Source organism: Acidovorax sp. Leaf78, assembly GCF_001422735.1.
In the GTDB taxonomy this organism is placed as follows: Bacteria; Pseudomonadota; Gammaproteobacteria; order Burkholderiales; family Burkholderiaceae_C; genus Acidovorax.
This window is the reverse complement of record NZ_LMLZ01000022.1, coordinates 39,122-55,030: the sequence shown is the minus strand read 5'-3', so window position 1 is coordinate 55,030 and position 15,909 is coordinate 39,122. Positions and strand designations below refer to the sequence as shown.

The following is a 15,909-nucleotide window of genomic DNA, read 5'->3' as shown; positions in this document are numbered from 1 at the left end:
CGCCGCCGCAGCGCTCACAAATCCAGCACCAGCAGCTTGCTGCGTGCACGCGAGCAGCAGGGCATGAACTGCTCGTTGCTCGCCTTCTCTTCATCGGTCAAGTACATGTCGCGGTGGTCCACCTCGCCCTCCAGCACGCGGGTGATGCAGGTGCCGCACACGCCCTGCTCGCACGACGTCATGATGTCGATGCCCTGGCCGCGCAGCGCTTCCACGATCGACACATCCGGCGCAATCGCATAGGTCTTGCCGGTGCTCGCGATGCGCACCTCGAAGCCCTCATCACCCGACGTGTCCTGCGCGGGCGCGGCAAAGTACTCCAGGTGGATGCGGTCCTGCGCCCAGCCCATGGCCTGCGCAGTGGCCACCACATGGTCGATGAAGCCCGCCGGGCCGCACACATACACCCGCTTGTCGTCTCCCGGCGCTGCCAGCACGGACGCCAGGTCGAGCTTTTGCTTGGGCGCCCCTGCATCGAAGTGAAAGTGCACGTGCGGTGCCATGGGCGAGGCGGTGATCTCGCCGGCAAACGCGGTGCGCTCGGCCGAGCGCGTGCAGTAGTGCAGCGCAAAGCCCGCGCCGGTGCGCGCCAGGCGGTCGGCCATGCACAGCAGTGGCGTCACGCCGATGCCGCCCGCGAGCAGCAGCGTGTGCTGCGCGGGGTGCAGCGCAAAGTGGTTGCGCGGCGTGCTGATGGTGATCACGTCGCCTTCGTTCACGCGGTCGTGCATGCCCACCGACCCGCCGCGGGAGGCGGGGTCGCGCAGCACGGCGATGCGGTAGCGGTGCTGCTCGTGCGACGCATTGCACAGCGAGTACTGGCGCACCGTGCCGCCGGGCACATGCACGTCGATGTGCGAGCCCGCGCTGAACGGCGGCAGCGGCTGGCCGTCGAGCCGCGCGAGCTCGAAGCTGGCGATGCCCTCGGCCTCGGCGGTCTTCTTGGCGACGCGGACCTGGAAGGTCTCCTGCGCGGTCATGCGGCCACCACCGGCTGCGGGGCTGCGGGCGCGCGCTCGGCGGCGATCACGCGGTCCAGCACCTTGCGCGACTGCACGCCGCCGGCATCGATGTTGAGCATCAAGAGCTTGCGATCGGGGTAGCGCAGCAGGTTGTGCTGCTGCTTTTCCAGCATCTCCTGGTCCTCGGCGAAGATGCCGCCCTGGCCTTCGCGGATCTTGGCGGTGAGCTCCGCGTCCTGCGGCTTGAAGTTGCGGGCCATGCCCCAGAAGTAGTGGATGGAGGTGTCGGTCTCGGGCGTGATGAAGTCCACCACGATGCTCGATGCCTTCTTGTCCGCAGGCGCGTCGTAGCCGCCGTGGCCGGCCAGCGCCACGCCCACCTCGATGAGCACATGGCTCGGTGGCGAGAAGTGGCAGATCTGCCAGCGGTCCACCGGCTGGTCGTCGGGCAGGCCGTTCATGCGCAGCGCCATCTGCCAGAACGGCGGCGCCTGGATGCCTTCCATGAAGCGGCTGGTGATGACCTCGTCGCCCTCCACCCGGGTCTTGCAGGGCACCTCGTCGATCTCTTTCTGGCCGATGCTGGTGGCGTGCACATACGTCTCGTGCGTGAGGTCCATCAGGTTGTCGATCATCAGGCGGTAGTCGCAGGCGATGTGGTACAGCCCGCCGCCGTAGGCCCATTCGTCGCTCTCGGCCCAGGGCAGGTGGTGGATCTGGGCGGGGTCGGCCAAGGCGGCATCGCCCGTCCACACCCAGATGAAGCCGTAGCGCTCTTCCACCGGAAAGCTGCGCGTGCGCGGAAAGCCCTGCACGCGCTGGCCGGGCATGGATACCGCCTTGCCGTCGCAGCCCACGCGCAGGCCGTGGTAGCCGCACATCAGCTCGCCCTCGCACACCGTGCCCAGCGACAGCGGTGCGCCCCGGTGCGGGCAGAAGTCCTCCAGCGCAGCCACCTTGTCAGGGGCGGGGCGGTAGAACACGATCTTCTCGCCGCAGACCATGCGGCCCAGGGGTTTGTCGGCGATCTCGTCGGGGGTGCAGGCAACGTACCAGGCGTTTTTGGGATACATAGTGTTGTCTCGTGGGTGTCGATGGCTTGTTCGTGGGGCCAGTACGCGCCCGGAAAGCCGCGCACTGGGATACAGCGGATTGTGCGAAAGGAGCGTGGCGCTGTATACATAAAAATACTGAAAACCAGCTATCGCACGCCGGTATAGCTTGTAAGTCGTTGTTTTAAATCGGATTGCATCTGCGACACCTGGATTCGACGCGGGTTTGTGTATACATTCGGGGCTCGTTGCGGCCCAGCCAGGCTGCCGTCCTCCCTCCGTCCACCCGTCCCGCCAGCCATGCACCTGACCGACGATCCGCAGATCGCAACCCTTTCAGCGCCCGCTGGCGACGCCGCCACCTCGCAGGCCGTCAAGGCGCAGCTGCGCCTGCGCGAGATGATCCTGGCGGGCGAGCTGCCCGGGGGGGCTCGCATTGCCGAGCTGACGCTGGTGGAAAAGTTGGGCGTCTCACGCACCCCCATCCGCGCCGCGCTGATGCGGCTGGAGCAGGAGGGGCTGCTGCACCGCCTGCCCGGCGGCGGCTACGCGGTGCGCACGTTTTCAGAGACCGACGTGGCCGACGCCATCGAGCTGCGCGGCACCATGGAAGGGCTGGCCGCGCGCCTGGCGGCCGAGCGCGGCGTGGAGGCCGCGCTGATGGCCGAAGCCCACGCCTGCCTGGACGCCATCGACACTGCCCTCGCACCCCGCACGCTGGACGACGAGGGCTTCTCGCGCTACGTGGAGCTGAACGCGCGCTTTCACCTGCTGCTCAGCCGCATGGTGGGCAGCGACGTGATCGCGCGCGAGCTGGACCGGGTGAAGGGCCTGCCGTTCGCATCCCCCTCGGCCTTCGTCGTGGTGCAGACCCATTCCCATGAAGCGCGCGACATGCTCATCGTGGCGCAAGACCAGCACCGCCAGGCCCTCGACGCCATCGAGCGCCGCGAGGGCGCCCGGGCCGAAGCCATCCTGCGCGAACACTCCCGCATCACGCGGCGCAACCTGCTGGCTGCCGTGCAAGCTTCCCAGGTGCAGGGCTTGCCGGGTGTCGGGCTCATTCGTGAACGTGGGTGATCTGCAGCCAAAAAAACGGCTTCTGCGCGGGTCGCTGTCGGCGGATGCCGGGCGGGGCGGTGGAAGAGCGCGCGGCCTCCGCTAGGTAGCCGCGGAACTGGCTTCGCCAGGCCGCTGGCTGCGTCCCCCTCCCACGCGCAGCGCGAGAGAGGGGGAAGGCGCCGCAGGCGACTCAGGGGGTGATATCCCGTTCTGAGATATCTAAAAGTGGGAAAGCCCGCTTGTCGAAGTCCCCACCGCGATTCACACTGCGGCCAGCATTGTTCTGTATACAACGACATCCCCAGGAGACATCGATGCCCACCAAACGCCATCTTCTTCGCGCTAGCGCCGCTGCGGCCCTGGTGCTGACCAGCGGCCTGGCCGCACTGCCCGCCGCAGCGCAAGACAGCAACGTCTTCAAGATCGGCCTCATCCTGCCCATGACGGGCCAGCAGGCCACCACCGGTCGCCAGATCGAAGCGGCCGCCAAGCTCTACATGGCGCAGAACGGCGACACCGTGGCCGGCAAGAAGGTGCAGCTCATCATCAAGGACGACACCAGCCTGCCCGACGTGACGCGCCGCCTGGCGCAGGAACTGGTGGTGAACGAGAAGGTCAACGTGCTCGCCGGCATGGGCATCACGCCGTCGGCCATGGCGACTGCGCCGCTGGCCACGCAGTCCAAGACCCCGCTGGTGGTGATGGCCGCGGCCACGTCCAGCATCACCGAGGCATCGCCCTATGTGGTGCGCAGCAGCTTCACGCTGCCCCAGGTGTCGGTGGCCCTGGCCGACTGGGCGCCCAAGAATGGCATCAAGAAGGTCGTGACCCTGGTCAGCGACTACGGCCCCGGCATCGACGCCGAAAAGTATTTCAACCAGCGCCTGACCTTCAACGGCGGCCAGGTGACCGAGGCCCTGCGCGTGCCGCTGCGCAACCCCGACTTCGCCCCGTTCTTGCAGAAGGTGCGCGACGGCAAGCCCGACGCGCTGTTCGTCTTCGTGCCCTCGGGCGCGGGCGCTGCGGTGATGAAGCAGTTTCTGGAGCGCGGCCTGGACAAGGCCGGTATCAAGTTGATTGCCACCGGCGACGTGACCGATGACGACCAGCTCAACGACATGGGTGACGGCGCTCTGGGCGTGGTCACCTCGCACCACTACTCGGCCGCGCACCCCTCGCCGCTGAACAAGAAGTTCGTCGACGCGTTCGAGAAGGCCAACAAGGGCCTGCGCCCCAACTTCATGGCTGTGGGCGGCTACGACGGCATGCGCGTGATCTACGAAGCGCTGCGCACCACCAAGGGCGCGGGCGGCGGCGACGCACTGCTGGCCGCGATGAAAGGCCAGGTGTTCGAAAGCCCGCGCGGCCCGGTGTTCATCGACGCGCAAACGCGCGACATCGTGCAGAACGTGTACCTGCGCAAGGTGGAGCGTGTGAACGGGCAGCTGTACAACGTGGAGTTCGATGTGATCAAGGATGTCAAAGATCCCGGCAAGACAAAATAAGAAGCCCCCCTGAGCCGCTGCGCGGCTTCCCCCGGAGGGGGACGCCACCCGTGGCCTGGCAGAGCCAGTTCCACGGTGGCACTGGCCTGGGGGCGCGCCGGTTGTTGCGGGCGGGGGCGTTTCTCCGTGGTTCTTTTGGGCACGGCAGTTTTGGTGGCGATGGCTCTCCTTCCTCCACCCGTTCGGGCTGAGCCTGTCGAAGCCAGGGCACCACCGTTCAGGCTGAGGCAGCGGAAGCCAGGGCACTACCGTTCAGGCTGAGCTTGTCGAAACCGGGGCGCTGTTGTTCAGGCTGAGCTTTTGGAGAGGCACCACCCGTTCGGGCTGAGCCTGTCGAAGCCAGGGCGCCACGCACGGACCCATGACTCTTGTTCGTCTTCATTGAAGTGATTTCATGCTGACCATTCTTTTCGACGGCGTTGCCTACGGCATGCTGCTGTTCATCCTGGCAGTGGGCCTGGCCGTGACCATGGGGTTGATGAACTTCATCAACCTGGCGCACGGGGCCTTTGCCATGGCGGGGGGGTACATCACGGTGCTGCTGATGCAGCGGCTGGGTGTGCCGTTTCTGGTGTGCCTGCCCATCGCGTTTGTGGGCACGGCCTTGCTGGGGGCGGTGCTGGAGCGCACGCTGTACCGGCCGCTCTACAACAAGGCGCATCTGGACCAGGTGCTGTTCTCCATCGGGCTGGTCTTCATGGCCGTGGCCAGCGTGGACTACTTCGTGGGCTCCACGCAGCAGATCATGCAGCTGCCCGAATGGCTCAAGGGCCGCACCGAGATCGGCAGCGGCGCGTTCATGCTGGGCATGGGGCACTACCGGCTGTTCATCATCGCGGTGTGCGCGGCGCTCACGGTGGGGCTGCAGTACGTGCTGACCAAGACGCGCTTCGGCAGCCGCCTGCGCGCGTCGGTGGACGACCAGCGCGTGGCCGCGGGCATGGGCATCAACGTGAACATCGTGTTCCTGTCCACCTTCGCGTTCGGCTCGGGCCTGGCGGGGCTGGGCGGTGCGCTGGGGGCCGAGGTGCTGGGCCTGGACCCGAGCTTTCCGCTCAAGTTCATGATCTATTTCCTGATCGTCGTGGCGGTGGGCGGCACCTCGTCCATCACCGGACCGCTGCTGGCCGCGCTGCTGCTGGGCATTGCCGACGTGGCGGGCAAGTACTACATCCCCAAGCTGGGCGCCTTCATCGTGTACAGCCTCATGATCGTGATCCTCATCTGGCGCCCGCAAGGCCTCTTCGTTCGTAAAGGAGGGAAATGAGATGAACGCTCAGACCTCCATCCTCTTGAAGGCCCGGCGCTTTCGCTGGTGGGAACCCATCTTCTGGATCCTGGCCTTCGTCGCGCCGCTGGCCCTGCCCAGCCACGCGCTCATCATCAACGAGATCGCCATCGTGGCGCTGTTCGCGATCTCGCTGGACCTGATCCTGGGCTACACCGGCATCGTGTCGCTGGGCCACGCGGCCTTCTTTGGCATGGGCGGCTACGCGGCGGCGCTGTTCGCCAAGCACGTGATGCCCGACCCGCTGGTGGGGCTGGCGGTGGGCGTTGCGGCGGGCACGGTGCTGGGGGCGGTGGCGTCGCTCACCATCATGCGCGGCACCGACCTCACGCGGCTCATGGTCACGCTGGGCGTGGGCCTGATCATGCTGGAGCTGGCCAACAAGCTCGACTGGCTGACGGGCGGCGCCGACGGCCTGCAGGGCGTGGTGATGGGCCCGGTGCTGGGCCAGTTCGAGTTCGACCTGTATGGCCGCACGGCGGCGTGGTATTCGCTCACGGTGCTGCTGGTGTTCTTCCTCATAGCGCGGCGCATCGTGCAGTCGCCGTTCGGCGCCACGCTCAAGGCCATCCGCGACAACCGGCTGCGCGCCATGGCCATCGGCATCCCCGTCACGGCCAAGCTGGCGCAGGTGTACACGCTGGCGGCCGCGCTGGCAGGCGCTGCGGGCGCGCTGCTCACGCAGACCACGGGCTTTGCATCGCTCGACCTGTTCGAGTTTCACCGCTCGGCGGACGTGATGCTGATCCTGGTGATCGGCGGCGTGGGCTGGCTCTACGGCGGCATCCTGGGCGCCGTGGGCTTCAAGCTGCTGCAGGACGTGATCTCGTCTGTCACGCCGCAGTACTGGACGTTCTGGATCGGCCTGTTCCTGGTGGTGCTGGTGCTGGTCGGGCGCGACCGCCTGTTCCGCCCCTGGACCTGGTTCGGGGCCGGGCGCAAGCCCGGTGCCAGCTCCAGCGCGGGAGGCCATTGATATGAACACGACAACCTCCACCACCGTGCTGTCGGCGCAGGGCCTGGTCAAGCGCTTCGGCGGCATCACCGCCACCAACAACGTCACGCTGGACTTGAAAAAGGGCGCACGCCACGCGCTCATCGGCCCCAATGGCGCGGGCAAGACCACGCTGATCAACCTGCTGACCGGCGTGCTGGAGCCCACCGAAGGCGCCATCGTGCTCGAAGGCCAGGACATCTCGCGCCTGGCGCCGCACCAGCGCGTGGCGCGCGGCATGGTGCGCACGTTCCAGATCAACCAGCTGTTCGACAGCCTCACGCCGCTGGAGACCTTGGCGCTCACCGTGTCGCAGCACCAGGGCCTGGGCGGCAAGTGGTGGCAGCCGCTGGGTGCGCGCCGCGCCGTCACCGAGCGCTGCGAGCAGCTGCTCGAGCAGTTCCACCTGACCTCGGTGATGGCCGAGGAGACGCGGGTGCTGGCCTACGGCAAGCGCCGCCTGCTGGAGATCGCCATCGCCCTGGCCTGCGAGCCGCGCGTGCTGCTGCTCGACGAGCCCGTGGCCGGCGTGCCCGCGGGCGAGCGCGAAGAACTTTTGCAAACCGTGGCGGCACTGCCCGCCGATGTCTCGGTGCTGTTGATCGAACACGACATGGACCTGGTTTTCAGCTTTGCCAACCGCATGACGGTGCTGGTCAACGGCACGGTGCTGACCGAGGGCGACCCAGACACGATTGCCAACGACCCGCAGGTGAAGGCGGTGTATCTGGGGCATGGGGAGGGATCGAGCGACGCCGGGCCGCCCCAAGGCGCGAGGGCCCCCTTGGGGGGCAGCGAACCACGCGCAGCGGGGAGCGTGGGGGCAGGAGGTCTTCATGTCTAAGAACGAACTGCTGCGTATCGAAGGCCTTAGCGCGGGCTACGGCGAAGCCGTGGTGCTGCAAGGCATCTCACTGTCGCTGGCCGAAGGCGACACCCTGGCCCTGCTGGGCCGCAACGGCACGGGCAAGACCACGCTCATCAACACGCTGGCAGGCGCCACGCGCCAGCACGGCGGCACGGTGATGCTCGGCGGTGCGGCGCTGCACAAGCTGCCATCGCACGAGCGCGCCGCCGCGGGCATTGGCTGGGTGCCGCAGGAGCGCAACATCTTCAAGTCGCTCACCGTGCACGAGAACCTCACGGCCGTGGCGCGCCCCGGGCGCAAGGGCTCCACCTCGCGCCCCTGGACGCCCGAGCGGGTGTACGAAATGTTCCCGCGCCTGGCAGAACGCAAGACCAACCTGGGCACGCAGCTGTCGGGCGGCGAGCAGCAGATGCTGGCCGTGGGCCGCGCGCTGGTGCTCAACCCGCGCCTCTTGCTGCTGGACGAGCCGCTCGAAGGGCTCGCGCCCATCATCGTGGAAGAGCTGCTGCGCGCCATCCGCCGCATCACGCGCGAAGAAGGCCTGTCGGCCATCATCGTGGAGCAGCACCCGCAGGCCATCCTGGCCATCTCGGACCAGGCCGCCGTGCTGGACCGGGGCACGGTGGTGCATGCGGGCACGGCAGCAGAGCTGAGCGCGCAGCCCGCGCTGCTGGACCGCCTGCTGGGCGTGTCACGCTGACAGGGGCCAAGGCATGCGCATGAACCTCACCATCCATCGCAGAAACTTCCTGGCCCTGGCCGCAGCGTGGGGCGCCGCCGCCGCCTACGCGCAGCCAGCGTTCCCCTCGCGCCCGATCCGCATCGTGGTGCCCAATGCGGCGGGCGGCGCGGCCGACATCACCGCGCGCACGGTGGGCCAGAAGATCGCGGGCCCGCTGGGGCAGAGCGTGGTGATCGAGAACAAGCCCAGCGCGGGCGGCGTGGTGGCCGGCGAGCAGGTCGCACGCGCCGAGCCCGACGGGCATACGCTGCTGCTCATCAGCAGCGGCACCGCGGTGAGCGCCGCGCTGTTCAATACGCTGCCGTTCGACACGCTGAAGGACTTCGTGCCGGTGTCGCTGCTGGCCACGTTCGACCTGGCCATCGTCGTGCGCGAAGGCGGGCGCTTCGGCACCCTGGCAGAGCTGCTGGCCTATGGCCGCGCGAACCCGGGCAAGCTCAACATCGGCACGCCGCAGATCGGCACCACGCAGAACCTGGCGGCCGAACTCTTCAAGGTGACCGCCGGCATCGACGCCCAGGTGGTGCCCTTCAACGGCACGCCGCCGGTCATCACCGCACTGCGCGGCGGCGAGATCGACGCCATGGTGGACATCCTCGGCGGGCTGATGCCGCAGATCGGCTCCAGGGCCTTGCGCCCGCTGGCGGTGCTGGGCGCCCAGCGCGCGCCACAGCTGCCCGAGGTTCCCACGGTGCGCGAGAGCGGTGGCCCCCTGGCCGGCTTCAACGTCACGTCCTGGAACGGCCTGGCCGTGCCCGCACGCACCCCGCCCGCCGTGGTGGAGCGCCTGTCGCGCGAGGTGCAATCGGCCCTGGCCCAGCCCGACGTGAAAAAGCGCCTGCTGGAGCTGAACCTGCAGGCCCAGGGCAGCACGCCCGCGCAGGCCGCCGAACACCTGGCGGCCGATGTGCGGCGCTGGGGCGATGTGATCACGCGGGCCAAGATCGCGCGGCAGTAGGCAGGGTTCGCGTTCAATCAGCCGGCCCGATACCGGTCGGGCTGACTGCCCCCGTACCGCACCCCTTTACCGCACCCCTTGCCGTTCGGGCTGAGCTTGTCGAAGCCTGGTGCCGCGCTTCGACAGGCTCAGCGTGAACGGTAGGAGGTGAACCGTTTTTCTACTTCCATAAGCAGCGTGATACCCGGCGACGTTCACGGGTGCTCGAACACCAGCGGCACCGTGCGCTGGATCAGCTCCAGCGCCGCTTTCTGCACCTGCGTGGCCGGCCGTTGCAGGCTGGTCGCCAGCGACAGCGCGATGCGCAGCGGCGGCTTGCCCGGCGTGCCGATGACCTGGGCCGTGTAGGCCGACGGCCGGGGCGAGTTGAGCAGCGCGTTGCGCGAGAGGATAGCGCAGCCCGCGCCGTCGGCCACCAGGTCCAGGATGGCGGAGACACCGTCGATCTCCAGCGCCACCTCGGGCCGGCAGCCGATGTTGGCCATCTCCGATTCCACATGCATGCGGATCGCGTTGGGCCGCGACGGGATGATCAGCGGCAGCCGCGCCACCTCGGCCAGCGGGATGGGGCCGGGCGGCGGGTCTTCGGCCAGGCCGGGCGGGCGCACGCGCACCAGCACCAGGTCTTCGTCGATGAGGTGCGCCACATCGATATCGCGCGAGGGCTGGGCGTTGTAGAGCACCACGATGTCCAGGCGCCCGCTGACCAGGCCTTCCAGAATCGCGCCCGACAGCCCCTCGCTGATGGACAGGCGCGCCTCGGGCAGCTCCTGGCGGAAGGCGCGGGTCAGCGGCACCGTCATCACCCGCGCCACGCTGTTGGGCAGGCCGATGGCCACGCGGCCCGACAGCCCGCCGCGCATGCGGTCCATGTCCTCCCGCGCCCGCGCCATCTGGTGCAGGATGCCGCGCCCGTGCTCCACCAGCAGCTTGCCCGCTTCGGTGGGCGTGGCGCCCCGGCCATTGCGCACCAGCAGGTTCTGACGCAGCTCCACCTCCAGCAGGCGGATCTGGCGGCTCAGCGCCGACTGCGCCACGTCCAGCGCGGCGGCCGCGCGGGTGAAGCTGCCCAGCTCGGCCACGCGCACAAAGTATTCCAGCTGCTTGAGGTCCATCGGAGAGGCGCGAAGCGGGTGTTCGGCAAAAGTGTTTCCTATCGGTAAATGATATACCTGCTAGACGGTGCAGCTACTTTTTGTATAGCTCGGCTTCGCCCAGAATCCGGCCTAGACAGCGCTCCAAGGCCCCGTGCGGGCAGGGCGCCCTCGCTCTTTTGTCTGCCTTCCATCTTCACGCCACCATGTCCCAACACCTTCGCGGAATCTCGTCCATGGCCACCCGCCAGGTGCTGGCCGAGCTGACTGCGGGCTTCGAGCAGGCCACGGGCCACCGCGCCAGCATCGAGGCCGTGGGCGGTGTGGACGCCGCCCAGCGCGTGATGGCCGGCGAGTCCTTCGATGTGGTGGTGCTCGCGGCCGACGCCATCGCCAAGCTGCTGGCCGCGGGCTGCATCGTGCCCGGCAGCGTGGTGGACCTGGTGCATTCGGGCGTGGCGGTGGCCGTGCCCGCCGGTGCGCCGCAGCCGGACATCGGCTCCGAAGACGCCGTGCGCCAGGCCGTGCTGGCCGCGCGCAGCATCAGCTACTCCACCGGCCCGAGCGGCGTGGCGCTGGCAAAGCTGTTCGAACGCTGGGGCATCGCCGGCGAGATCGCCGGCCGCATGGTGCAGGCACCGCCCGGCGTGCCCGTGGGCTCGCTGGTGGCCAAGGGCGAGGTGGAGCTGGGTTTTCAGCAATTGAGCGAGCTGCTGCACGTGCAGGGCATCGCCATCGTCGGGCCGCTGCCGCCCGCCATCCAGATCACGACCACGTTCTCCGCCGGCATCGGCGCGTTGTCGCAGCAGGCCGATGCCGCCCGCGAACTGCTGGCCTACATGGCGTCGCCGCAAGCCGCGGACGCCAAGCATAGGCAGGGCATGAGCCCCGCGTGACCGGCCTGCGCCACAGCACAAGCACTTCGACAAGAACATCTTTCAGGAGCACCACCCCATGAGCCTCATCATCGACTGCCACGGCCACTACACCACGGCCCCCAAGGCGCTGGAGAACTGGCGCAACGCGCAGATCGCCGGCATCAAGGACCCCGCCCAGATGCCCAAGGTGGCAGACCTGACCATCAGCGACGACGAACTGCGCGAGTCCATCGAGACCAACCAGCTCAAGCTGATGAAAGAGCGCGGCAGCGACATCACGCTGTTCAGCCCGCGCGCGAGCTTCATGGCCCACCACATCGGCGACTTCGAGGTGTCCAGCACCTGGGCCGCCATCTGCAATGAGCTGTGCTATCGCGTCTCCACGCTGTTCCCCGACCATTTCGTGCCCGTGGCCATGCTGCCGCAAAGCCCCGGCGTGGACCCCGCCACCTGCATCCCCGAGCTGGAAAAGTGCGTGCATGAATACGGCGCCGTGGGCATCAACCTGAACCCCGACCCCTCGGGCGGCCACTGGACCAGCCCACCGCTGACCGACAAGCACTGGTACCCCATCTACGAGAAGATGGTGGAGTACGACCTGCCCGCCATGATCCATGTGAGCACCAGCTGCAACGCGTGCTTTCACACCACGGGCGCGCACTACCTGAACGCCGACACCACGGCCTTCATGCAGCTGATCCAGGGCGATTTGTTCAAGGACTTCCCCACGCTCAGGTTCTTGATCCCGCACGGCGGCGGCGCAGTGCCTTACCACTGGGGCCGGTTCCGCGGCCTGGCGCAGGAGATGAAGAAGCCGCTGCTGGACGACCACCTGATGAACAACGTGTTCTTCGACACCTGCGTCTACCACCAGCCCGGCATCGATTTGCTGAACACGGTGATCCCGGTGAAGAACGTGCTGTTCGCCAGCGAGATGATCGGCGCGGTGCGCGGCATCGACCCCACCACCGGCAACTACTACGACGACACCAAGCGCTACATCGAGGCCAGCAAGATCCTGAGCGCGGACGACAAGCACCAGGTCTACGAAGGCAATGTGCGCCGCGTGTTCCCGCGCCTGGATGCGCGCCTGAAGGCCAAGGGGCTTTGATCTCGCAGTCGGTTGAGATCAACCCCCACCCCGCCCGTTCACGCTGAGCCTGTCGAAGCGCCGCGCTGAGGCTTCGACAAGCTCAGCCCGAACGGTGGAGGGTGATCGAACGCCGTGCGCTCAAAGTTCCAACACCACCCACACAAACGAAGAGAGACCACCATGTACGAACTAGGCGTTGTCTACCGCAACATCACCCGCGCCGACCGCGCGGCCGCCGACGGTCTGGCTGCCCTGGGCTCGGCCACCGTGCACGAGGCCATGGGCCGCGTCGGCCTGCTCAAGCCGTACATGCGCCCCATCTATGGCGGCCAGCAGATCAGCGGCACGGCAGTGACCGTGCTGCTGCAGCCGGGCGACAACTGGATGCTGCACGTCGCGGCCGAGCAGATCCAGCCCGGCGACGTGGTGGTGGCAGGGGTCACGTCCGAGTGCACCGACGGCTACTTCGGCGACCTGCTCGCCACGTCGTTCCAGTCGCGCGGTGCGCGCGCGCTCATCATCGATGCCGGCGTGCGCGACGTGAAGACGCTGCAGGAGATGAGCTTCCCCGTGTGGAGTCGCGCCATCAGCAGCAAGGGCACGATCAAGGCCACGCTGGGTTCGGTGAACATTCCCGTGGTGTGCGCCGGTGCGCTCGTCACGCCGGGCGACGTGATCGTGGCCGATGACGACGGCGTGGTCTGCGTGCCCGCCGCGCGTGCGGTCGAGACGCTGGCCGCCGCGCAAAAGCGCGAGAGCTTCGAAGGCGAGAAGCGCGCCAAGCTGGCGAGCGGCGTGCTGGGCCTCGACATGTACAACATGCGCCCCGGCCTGGAGAAGGCGGGCCTCAAGTACATCGACTGACACATCGACTGAGCCCTGAATCACGCCATTTTTGGTCGCTACCGCTTGTCTATCAAGCGCAAGCAGCTATCTTATTTATAGCATTCCACCTGCATTGCATCCCATGACCCTCCGCACCGTCTCTCCCCTGCGTCGCCGCATCGGCCTCGCGTCCGTGGCCTCGCTCGGCCTGGCTGCCACCCTGGGCCTCGCATCCCATGGTGCACACGCCCAACAGACCTTCCCCACCAAGCCCGTGCGCATCATCACGCCCTTCCCCGTGGGCGGTGGCCCGGACGGCGTGGCGCGCATCGTGGCCGAGAAGCTCGGCCGCATCTGGAACCAGCCCGTGGTGGTCGAAAACCGCCCGGGCGGCAATGGCTTCATCGCCATCGACGCCTTCAAGCGCGGCGCCAAGGACGGGCATGATCTGATCGTGCTGGACAACGTGCACCTGGCCGCCTACCCCAGCCTGTTCAAGAAACTGCCCTACGACGTGGCCAAGGACTTCGACACGCTGCTGCCGCTGTTCAAGACCCACTTCTTCTTCACCGTGGGCACGGGCAGCAAGTACAAGACCGTGGGCGACATCGTGGCCGACGCCAAGGCCCGCCCGGGCAAGCTCAACTACGGCTCGTGGTCCGTGGGCAACCCGGTGCACCTGGGCTCGGAGCTGTTCGAGTCCGCCACCGGCACGCAGATGGAGCACGTGATCTTCAAGGAGACCACGCAGCTGTACACCTCGGTCGCCACCGGCGACATCGACTTTGCGCTGGGCAGCGCCGCCACCGCCGGCCCGCTGTACCGTGCGGGCAAGCTGCGCCTGCTGGCGTTTGCCGGCCCCCAGCGTTCGGCGGAGTTCCCCGATGTGCCTACCGTGGCCGAAGCGGGCGGCCCCAAGGACTTCACCGTGACCGGCTGGAACGCCATCGCCGTGCCGCCCGGCCTGCCTGCCGCCGTCACCGACAAGATCAAGCGCGACATCGAGCAGGCCCTGACCGGCCCCGATGTGGCCGAGAAGTTCAAGACCTTCGGCTACGAGTCGTTCCCCACCACGCGCCCCCAGTTCGCGCAGTTCGTGAAGGACGAGAGCCAGCGCTTTGGCGACGTGATCAAGAAGGCCAATGTGTCTCTGGACTGATGGCATCCACCTTTGTGAAAGTTTCACCATCATGAGCAAACCCACTTCCGGCCCTTTCGAGAAGACCGCAGGCTGGCTCGACTGGTACACAGGCCCGACCAAGCCAAGGTTCCAGCTGCCCCCAGGCGCGGTGGATGCGCACTGCCACGTGTTCGGCCCCGGCGCCGAATTTCCTTACGCACCCGAGCGCAAGTACACGCCGTGCGATGCCTCCAAGGCGCAGCTGTTCGCGCTGCGCGACCACCTGGGCTTCGACAAGAACGTGGTGGTGCAGGCCACCTGCCACGGCGCGGACAACCGCGCCATGGTCGATGCGCTCCAGGCCAGCGGCGGCAAGGCCAAGGGCGTGGCCACGGTCAAGCGCAGCATCTCGGACGCCGAGCTGCAGGCGCTGCACGACGCCGGCGTGCGGGGCGTGCGCTTCAACTTCGTCAAGCGCCTGGTGGACTTCACGCCCAAGGACGAGCTGATGGAGATCGCCGGCCGCATCCACAAGCTCGGCTGGCACGTGGTGATCTACTTCGAGGCGGTGGACCTGCCCGAGCTGTGGGACTTCTTCACCCAGCTGCCCACCACGGTGGTGGTGGACCACATGGGCCGCCCGGATGTGAGCAAGCCGGTGGATGGCCCCGAGTTCGCGCTGTTCCTGAAATTCATGCGTGAGCACCCCAACGTGTGGAGCAAGGTGAGCTGCCCCGAGCGCCTGTCGGTGGCCGGCCCCAAGGCACTGAACGGCGAGCAGGCCGCGTACCAGGACGTGGTGCCGTTTGCGCGCAAGGTGGTCGAGGAGTTCCCCGACCGCGTGCTCTGGGGCACCGACTGGCCGCACCCCAACCTCAAGGACCACATGCCCGACGACGGCCTGCTGGTGGACTTCATCCCTCACATCGCGCCCACGGCCGAGCTGCAAAAGAAGCTGCTGGTGGACAATCCCACGCGCCTGTACTGGCCCGAATTGGCCCAGGGCTGAAGGAGCACACCATGGCATTGCACAAACCCTACAAGGACGTGCCCGGCACGACCATCTTCGACGCCGAGCAGTCGCGCCTGGGCTACCACCTGAACCAGTTCTGCATGTCGCTCATGAAGGCCGAGAACCGCGCGCGGTTCCTGGCCAACGAGCGCGGCTACCTGGACGAGTGGCCCATGACCGAAGACCAGAAGCTGGCCGTGCTCGCACGCGACCTGAACCGCTGCATCGCGCTGGGCGGCAACATCTACTTCCTGGCCAAGATCGGCGCGACCGACGGACGGTCCTTCCAGCAGATGGCCGGCTCCATGACCGGCATGACGGAAGACGAATACCGCAACATGATGATCGGCGGCGGCCGCTCGGCCGAAGGCAACCGCTACGTCGGCGAAGACGGCGACGCACAGGCCCACCGACAACCCCAAGGAGCCGCCGGCAAGAAGCCGGCCGGACACTGAC

General features: G+C 67.6%; 16 protein-coding genes. 13 read left to right on the top strand and 3 right to left on the bottom strand.

Annotated elements, in window-relative coordinates:
- Nucleotides 1-14: 14 nt before the first annotated feature.
- Both ASF16_RS18855 and ASF16_RS18850 read right to left on the bottom strand, forming a co-directional pair.
- Nucleotides 15-980 carry a PDR/VanB family oxidoreductase gene (locus tag ASF16_RS18855; protein ID WP_056170967.1) on the bottom strand — a complete coding sequence of 322 codons (966 nt, stop codon included), beginning with the start codon at nucleotides 978-980 and terminating at the stop codon, nucleotides 15-17.
- Nucleotides 977-2,035 carry an aromatic ring-hydroxylating dioxygenase subunit alpha gene (locus ASF16_RS18850; RefSeq protein ID WP_056170965.1) on the bottom strand — a complete coding sequence of 353 codons (1,059 nt, stop codon included), beginning with the start codon at nucleotides 2,033-2,035 and terminating at the stop codon, nucleotides 977-979. Before ASF16_RS18850 ends, ASF16_RS18855 begins: the two co-directional genes overlap by 4 nt.
- A 279-nt stretch (nucleotides 2,036-2,314) precedes the next feature.
- On the opposite strand from ASF16_RS18850, the gene ASF16_RS18845 reads away from it, so the two are divergent.
- The 7 genes from ASF16_RS18845 to ASF16_RS18815 all read left to right on the top strand — a co-directional run bounded on the left by ASF16_RS18845 (nucleotide 2,315) and on the right by ASF16_RS18815 (nucleotide 9,431).
- Nucleotides 2,315-3,094, top strand: coding sequence for a GntR family transcriptional regulator (locus ASF16_RS18845; protein WP_056170962.1), 780 nt, complete (start codon nucleotides 2,315-2,317; stop codon nucleotides 3,092-3,094).
- Nucleotides 3,095-3,390: 296 nt separating this feature from the next.
- Nucleotides 3,391-4,581, top strand: a complete 1,191-nt coding sequence (locus ASF16_RS18840; RefSeq protein WP_056170959.1) for an ABC transporter substrate-binding protein — start codon at nucleotides 3,391-3,393, stop codon at nucleotides 4,579-4,581.
- Nucleotides 4,582-4,975: 394 nt separating this feature from the next.
- Nucleotides 4,976-5,848, top strand: coding sequence for a branched-chain amino acid ABC transporter permease (locus ASF16_RS18835; RefSeq protein WP_056170957.1), 873 nt, complete (start codon nucleotides 4,976-4,978; stop codon nucleotides 5,846-5,848).
- Nucleotide 5,849: 1 nt separating this feature from the next.
- Nucleotides 5,850-6,845: a branched-chain amino acid ABC transporter permease gene (locus tag ASF16_RS18830; protein ID WP_056170954.1), complete on the top strand. Its 996-nt coding sequence runs from the start codon at nucleotides 5,850-5,852 to the stop codon at nucleotides 6,843-6,845.
- Nucleotide 6,846: 1 nt separating this feature from the next.
- Nucleotides 6,847-7,707 (top strand): ABC transporter ATP-binding protein, encoded by an 861-nt coding sequence (locus ASF16_RS18825; protein ID WP_235507438.1) that lies wholly within the window; start codon nucleotides 6,847-6,849, stop codon nucleotides 7,705-7,707.
- Entirely contained in the window at nucleotides 7,700-8,431 is a 732-nt protein-coding gene (locus ASF16_RS18820; RefSeq protein ID WP_056170952.1) for an ABC transporter ATP-binding protein, read from the top strand. Before ASF16_RS18825 ends, ASF16_RS18820 begins: the two co-directional genes overlap by 8 nt.
- A gap of 19 nt (nucleotides 8,432-8,450) precedes the next feature.
- Nucleotides 8,451-9,431 carry a tripartite tricarboxylate transporter substrate binding protein gene (locus ASF16_RS18815; RefSeq protein ID WP_056171678.1) on the top strand — a complete coding sequence of 327 codons (981 nt, stop codon included), beginning with the start codon at nucleotides 8,451-8,453 and terminating at the stop codon, nucleotides 9,429-9,431.
- 194 nt (nucleotides 9,432-9,625) lie between these two features.
- On the opposite strand, the gene ASF16_RS18810 is transcribed toward ASF16_RS18815, so the two are convergent.
- Nucleotides 9,626-10,546, bottom strand: coding sequence for a LysR substrate-binding domain-containing protein (locus ASF16_RS18810; protein WP_056170950.1), 921 nt, complete (start codon nucleotides 10,544-10,546; stop codon nucleotides 9,626-9,628).
- 185 nt (nucleotides 10,547-10,731) lie between these two features.
- On the opposite strand from ASF16_RS18810, the gene ASF16_RS18805 reads away from it, so the two are divergent.
- The 6 genes from ASF16_RS18805 to ligA all read left to right on the top strand — a co-directional run bounded on the left by ASF16_RS18805 (nucleotide 10,732) and on the right by ligA (nucleotide 15,908).
- Complete coding sequence (locus ASF16_RS18805; protein WP_200926937.1) at nucleotides 10,732-11,421, top strand: substrate-binding domain-containing protein; 690 nt, start codon at nucleotides 10,732-10,734, stop codon at nucleotides 11,419-11,421.
- A gap of 58 nt (nucleotides 11,422-11,479) precedes the next feature.
- Complete coding sequence (locus tag ASF16_RS18800; RefSeq protein ID WP_056170941.1) at nucleotides 11,480-12,514, top strand: amidohydrolase family protein; 1,035 nt, start codon at nucleotides 11,480-11,482, stop codon at nucleotides 12,512-12,514.
- A gap of 162 nt (nucleotides 12,515-12,676) precedes the next feature.
- Nucleotides 12,677-13,360, top strand: coding sequence for a 4-carboxy-4-hydroxy-2-oxoadipate aldolase/oxaloacetate decarboxylase (ligK, locus tag ASF16_RS18795; RefSeq protein WP_056170938.1), 684 nt, complete (start codon nucleotides 12,677-12,679; stop codon nucleotides 13,358-13,360).
- 103 nt (nucleotides 13,361-13,463) lie between these two features.
- Entirely contained in the window at nucleotides 13,464-14,480 is a 1,017-nt protein-coding gene (locus ASF16_RS18790; RefSeq protein WP_056170935.1) for a tripartite tricarboxylate transporter substrate binding protein, read from the top strand.
- Between the two features lie 31 nt (nucleotides 14,481-14,511).
- Nucleotides 14,512-15,450 carry an amidohydrolase family protein gene (locus tag ASF16_RS18785; RefSeq protein ID WP_056170933.1) on the top strand — a complete coding sequence of 313 codons (939 nt, stop codon included), beginning with the start codon at nucleotides 14,512-14,514 and terminating at the stop codon, nucleotides 15,448-15,450.
- Between the two features lie 11 nt (nucleotides 15,451-15,461).
- A complete protein-coding gene (ligA, locus tag ASF16_RS18780; RefSeq protein WP_056170929.1) occupies nucleotides 15,462-15,908 on the top strand; it encodes a protocatechuate 4,5-dioxygenase subunit alpha in 447 nt (148 codons plus the stop codon).
- The last annotated feature ends 1 nt before the right edge of the window (nucleotide 15,909 follow it).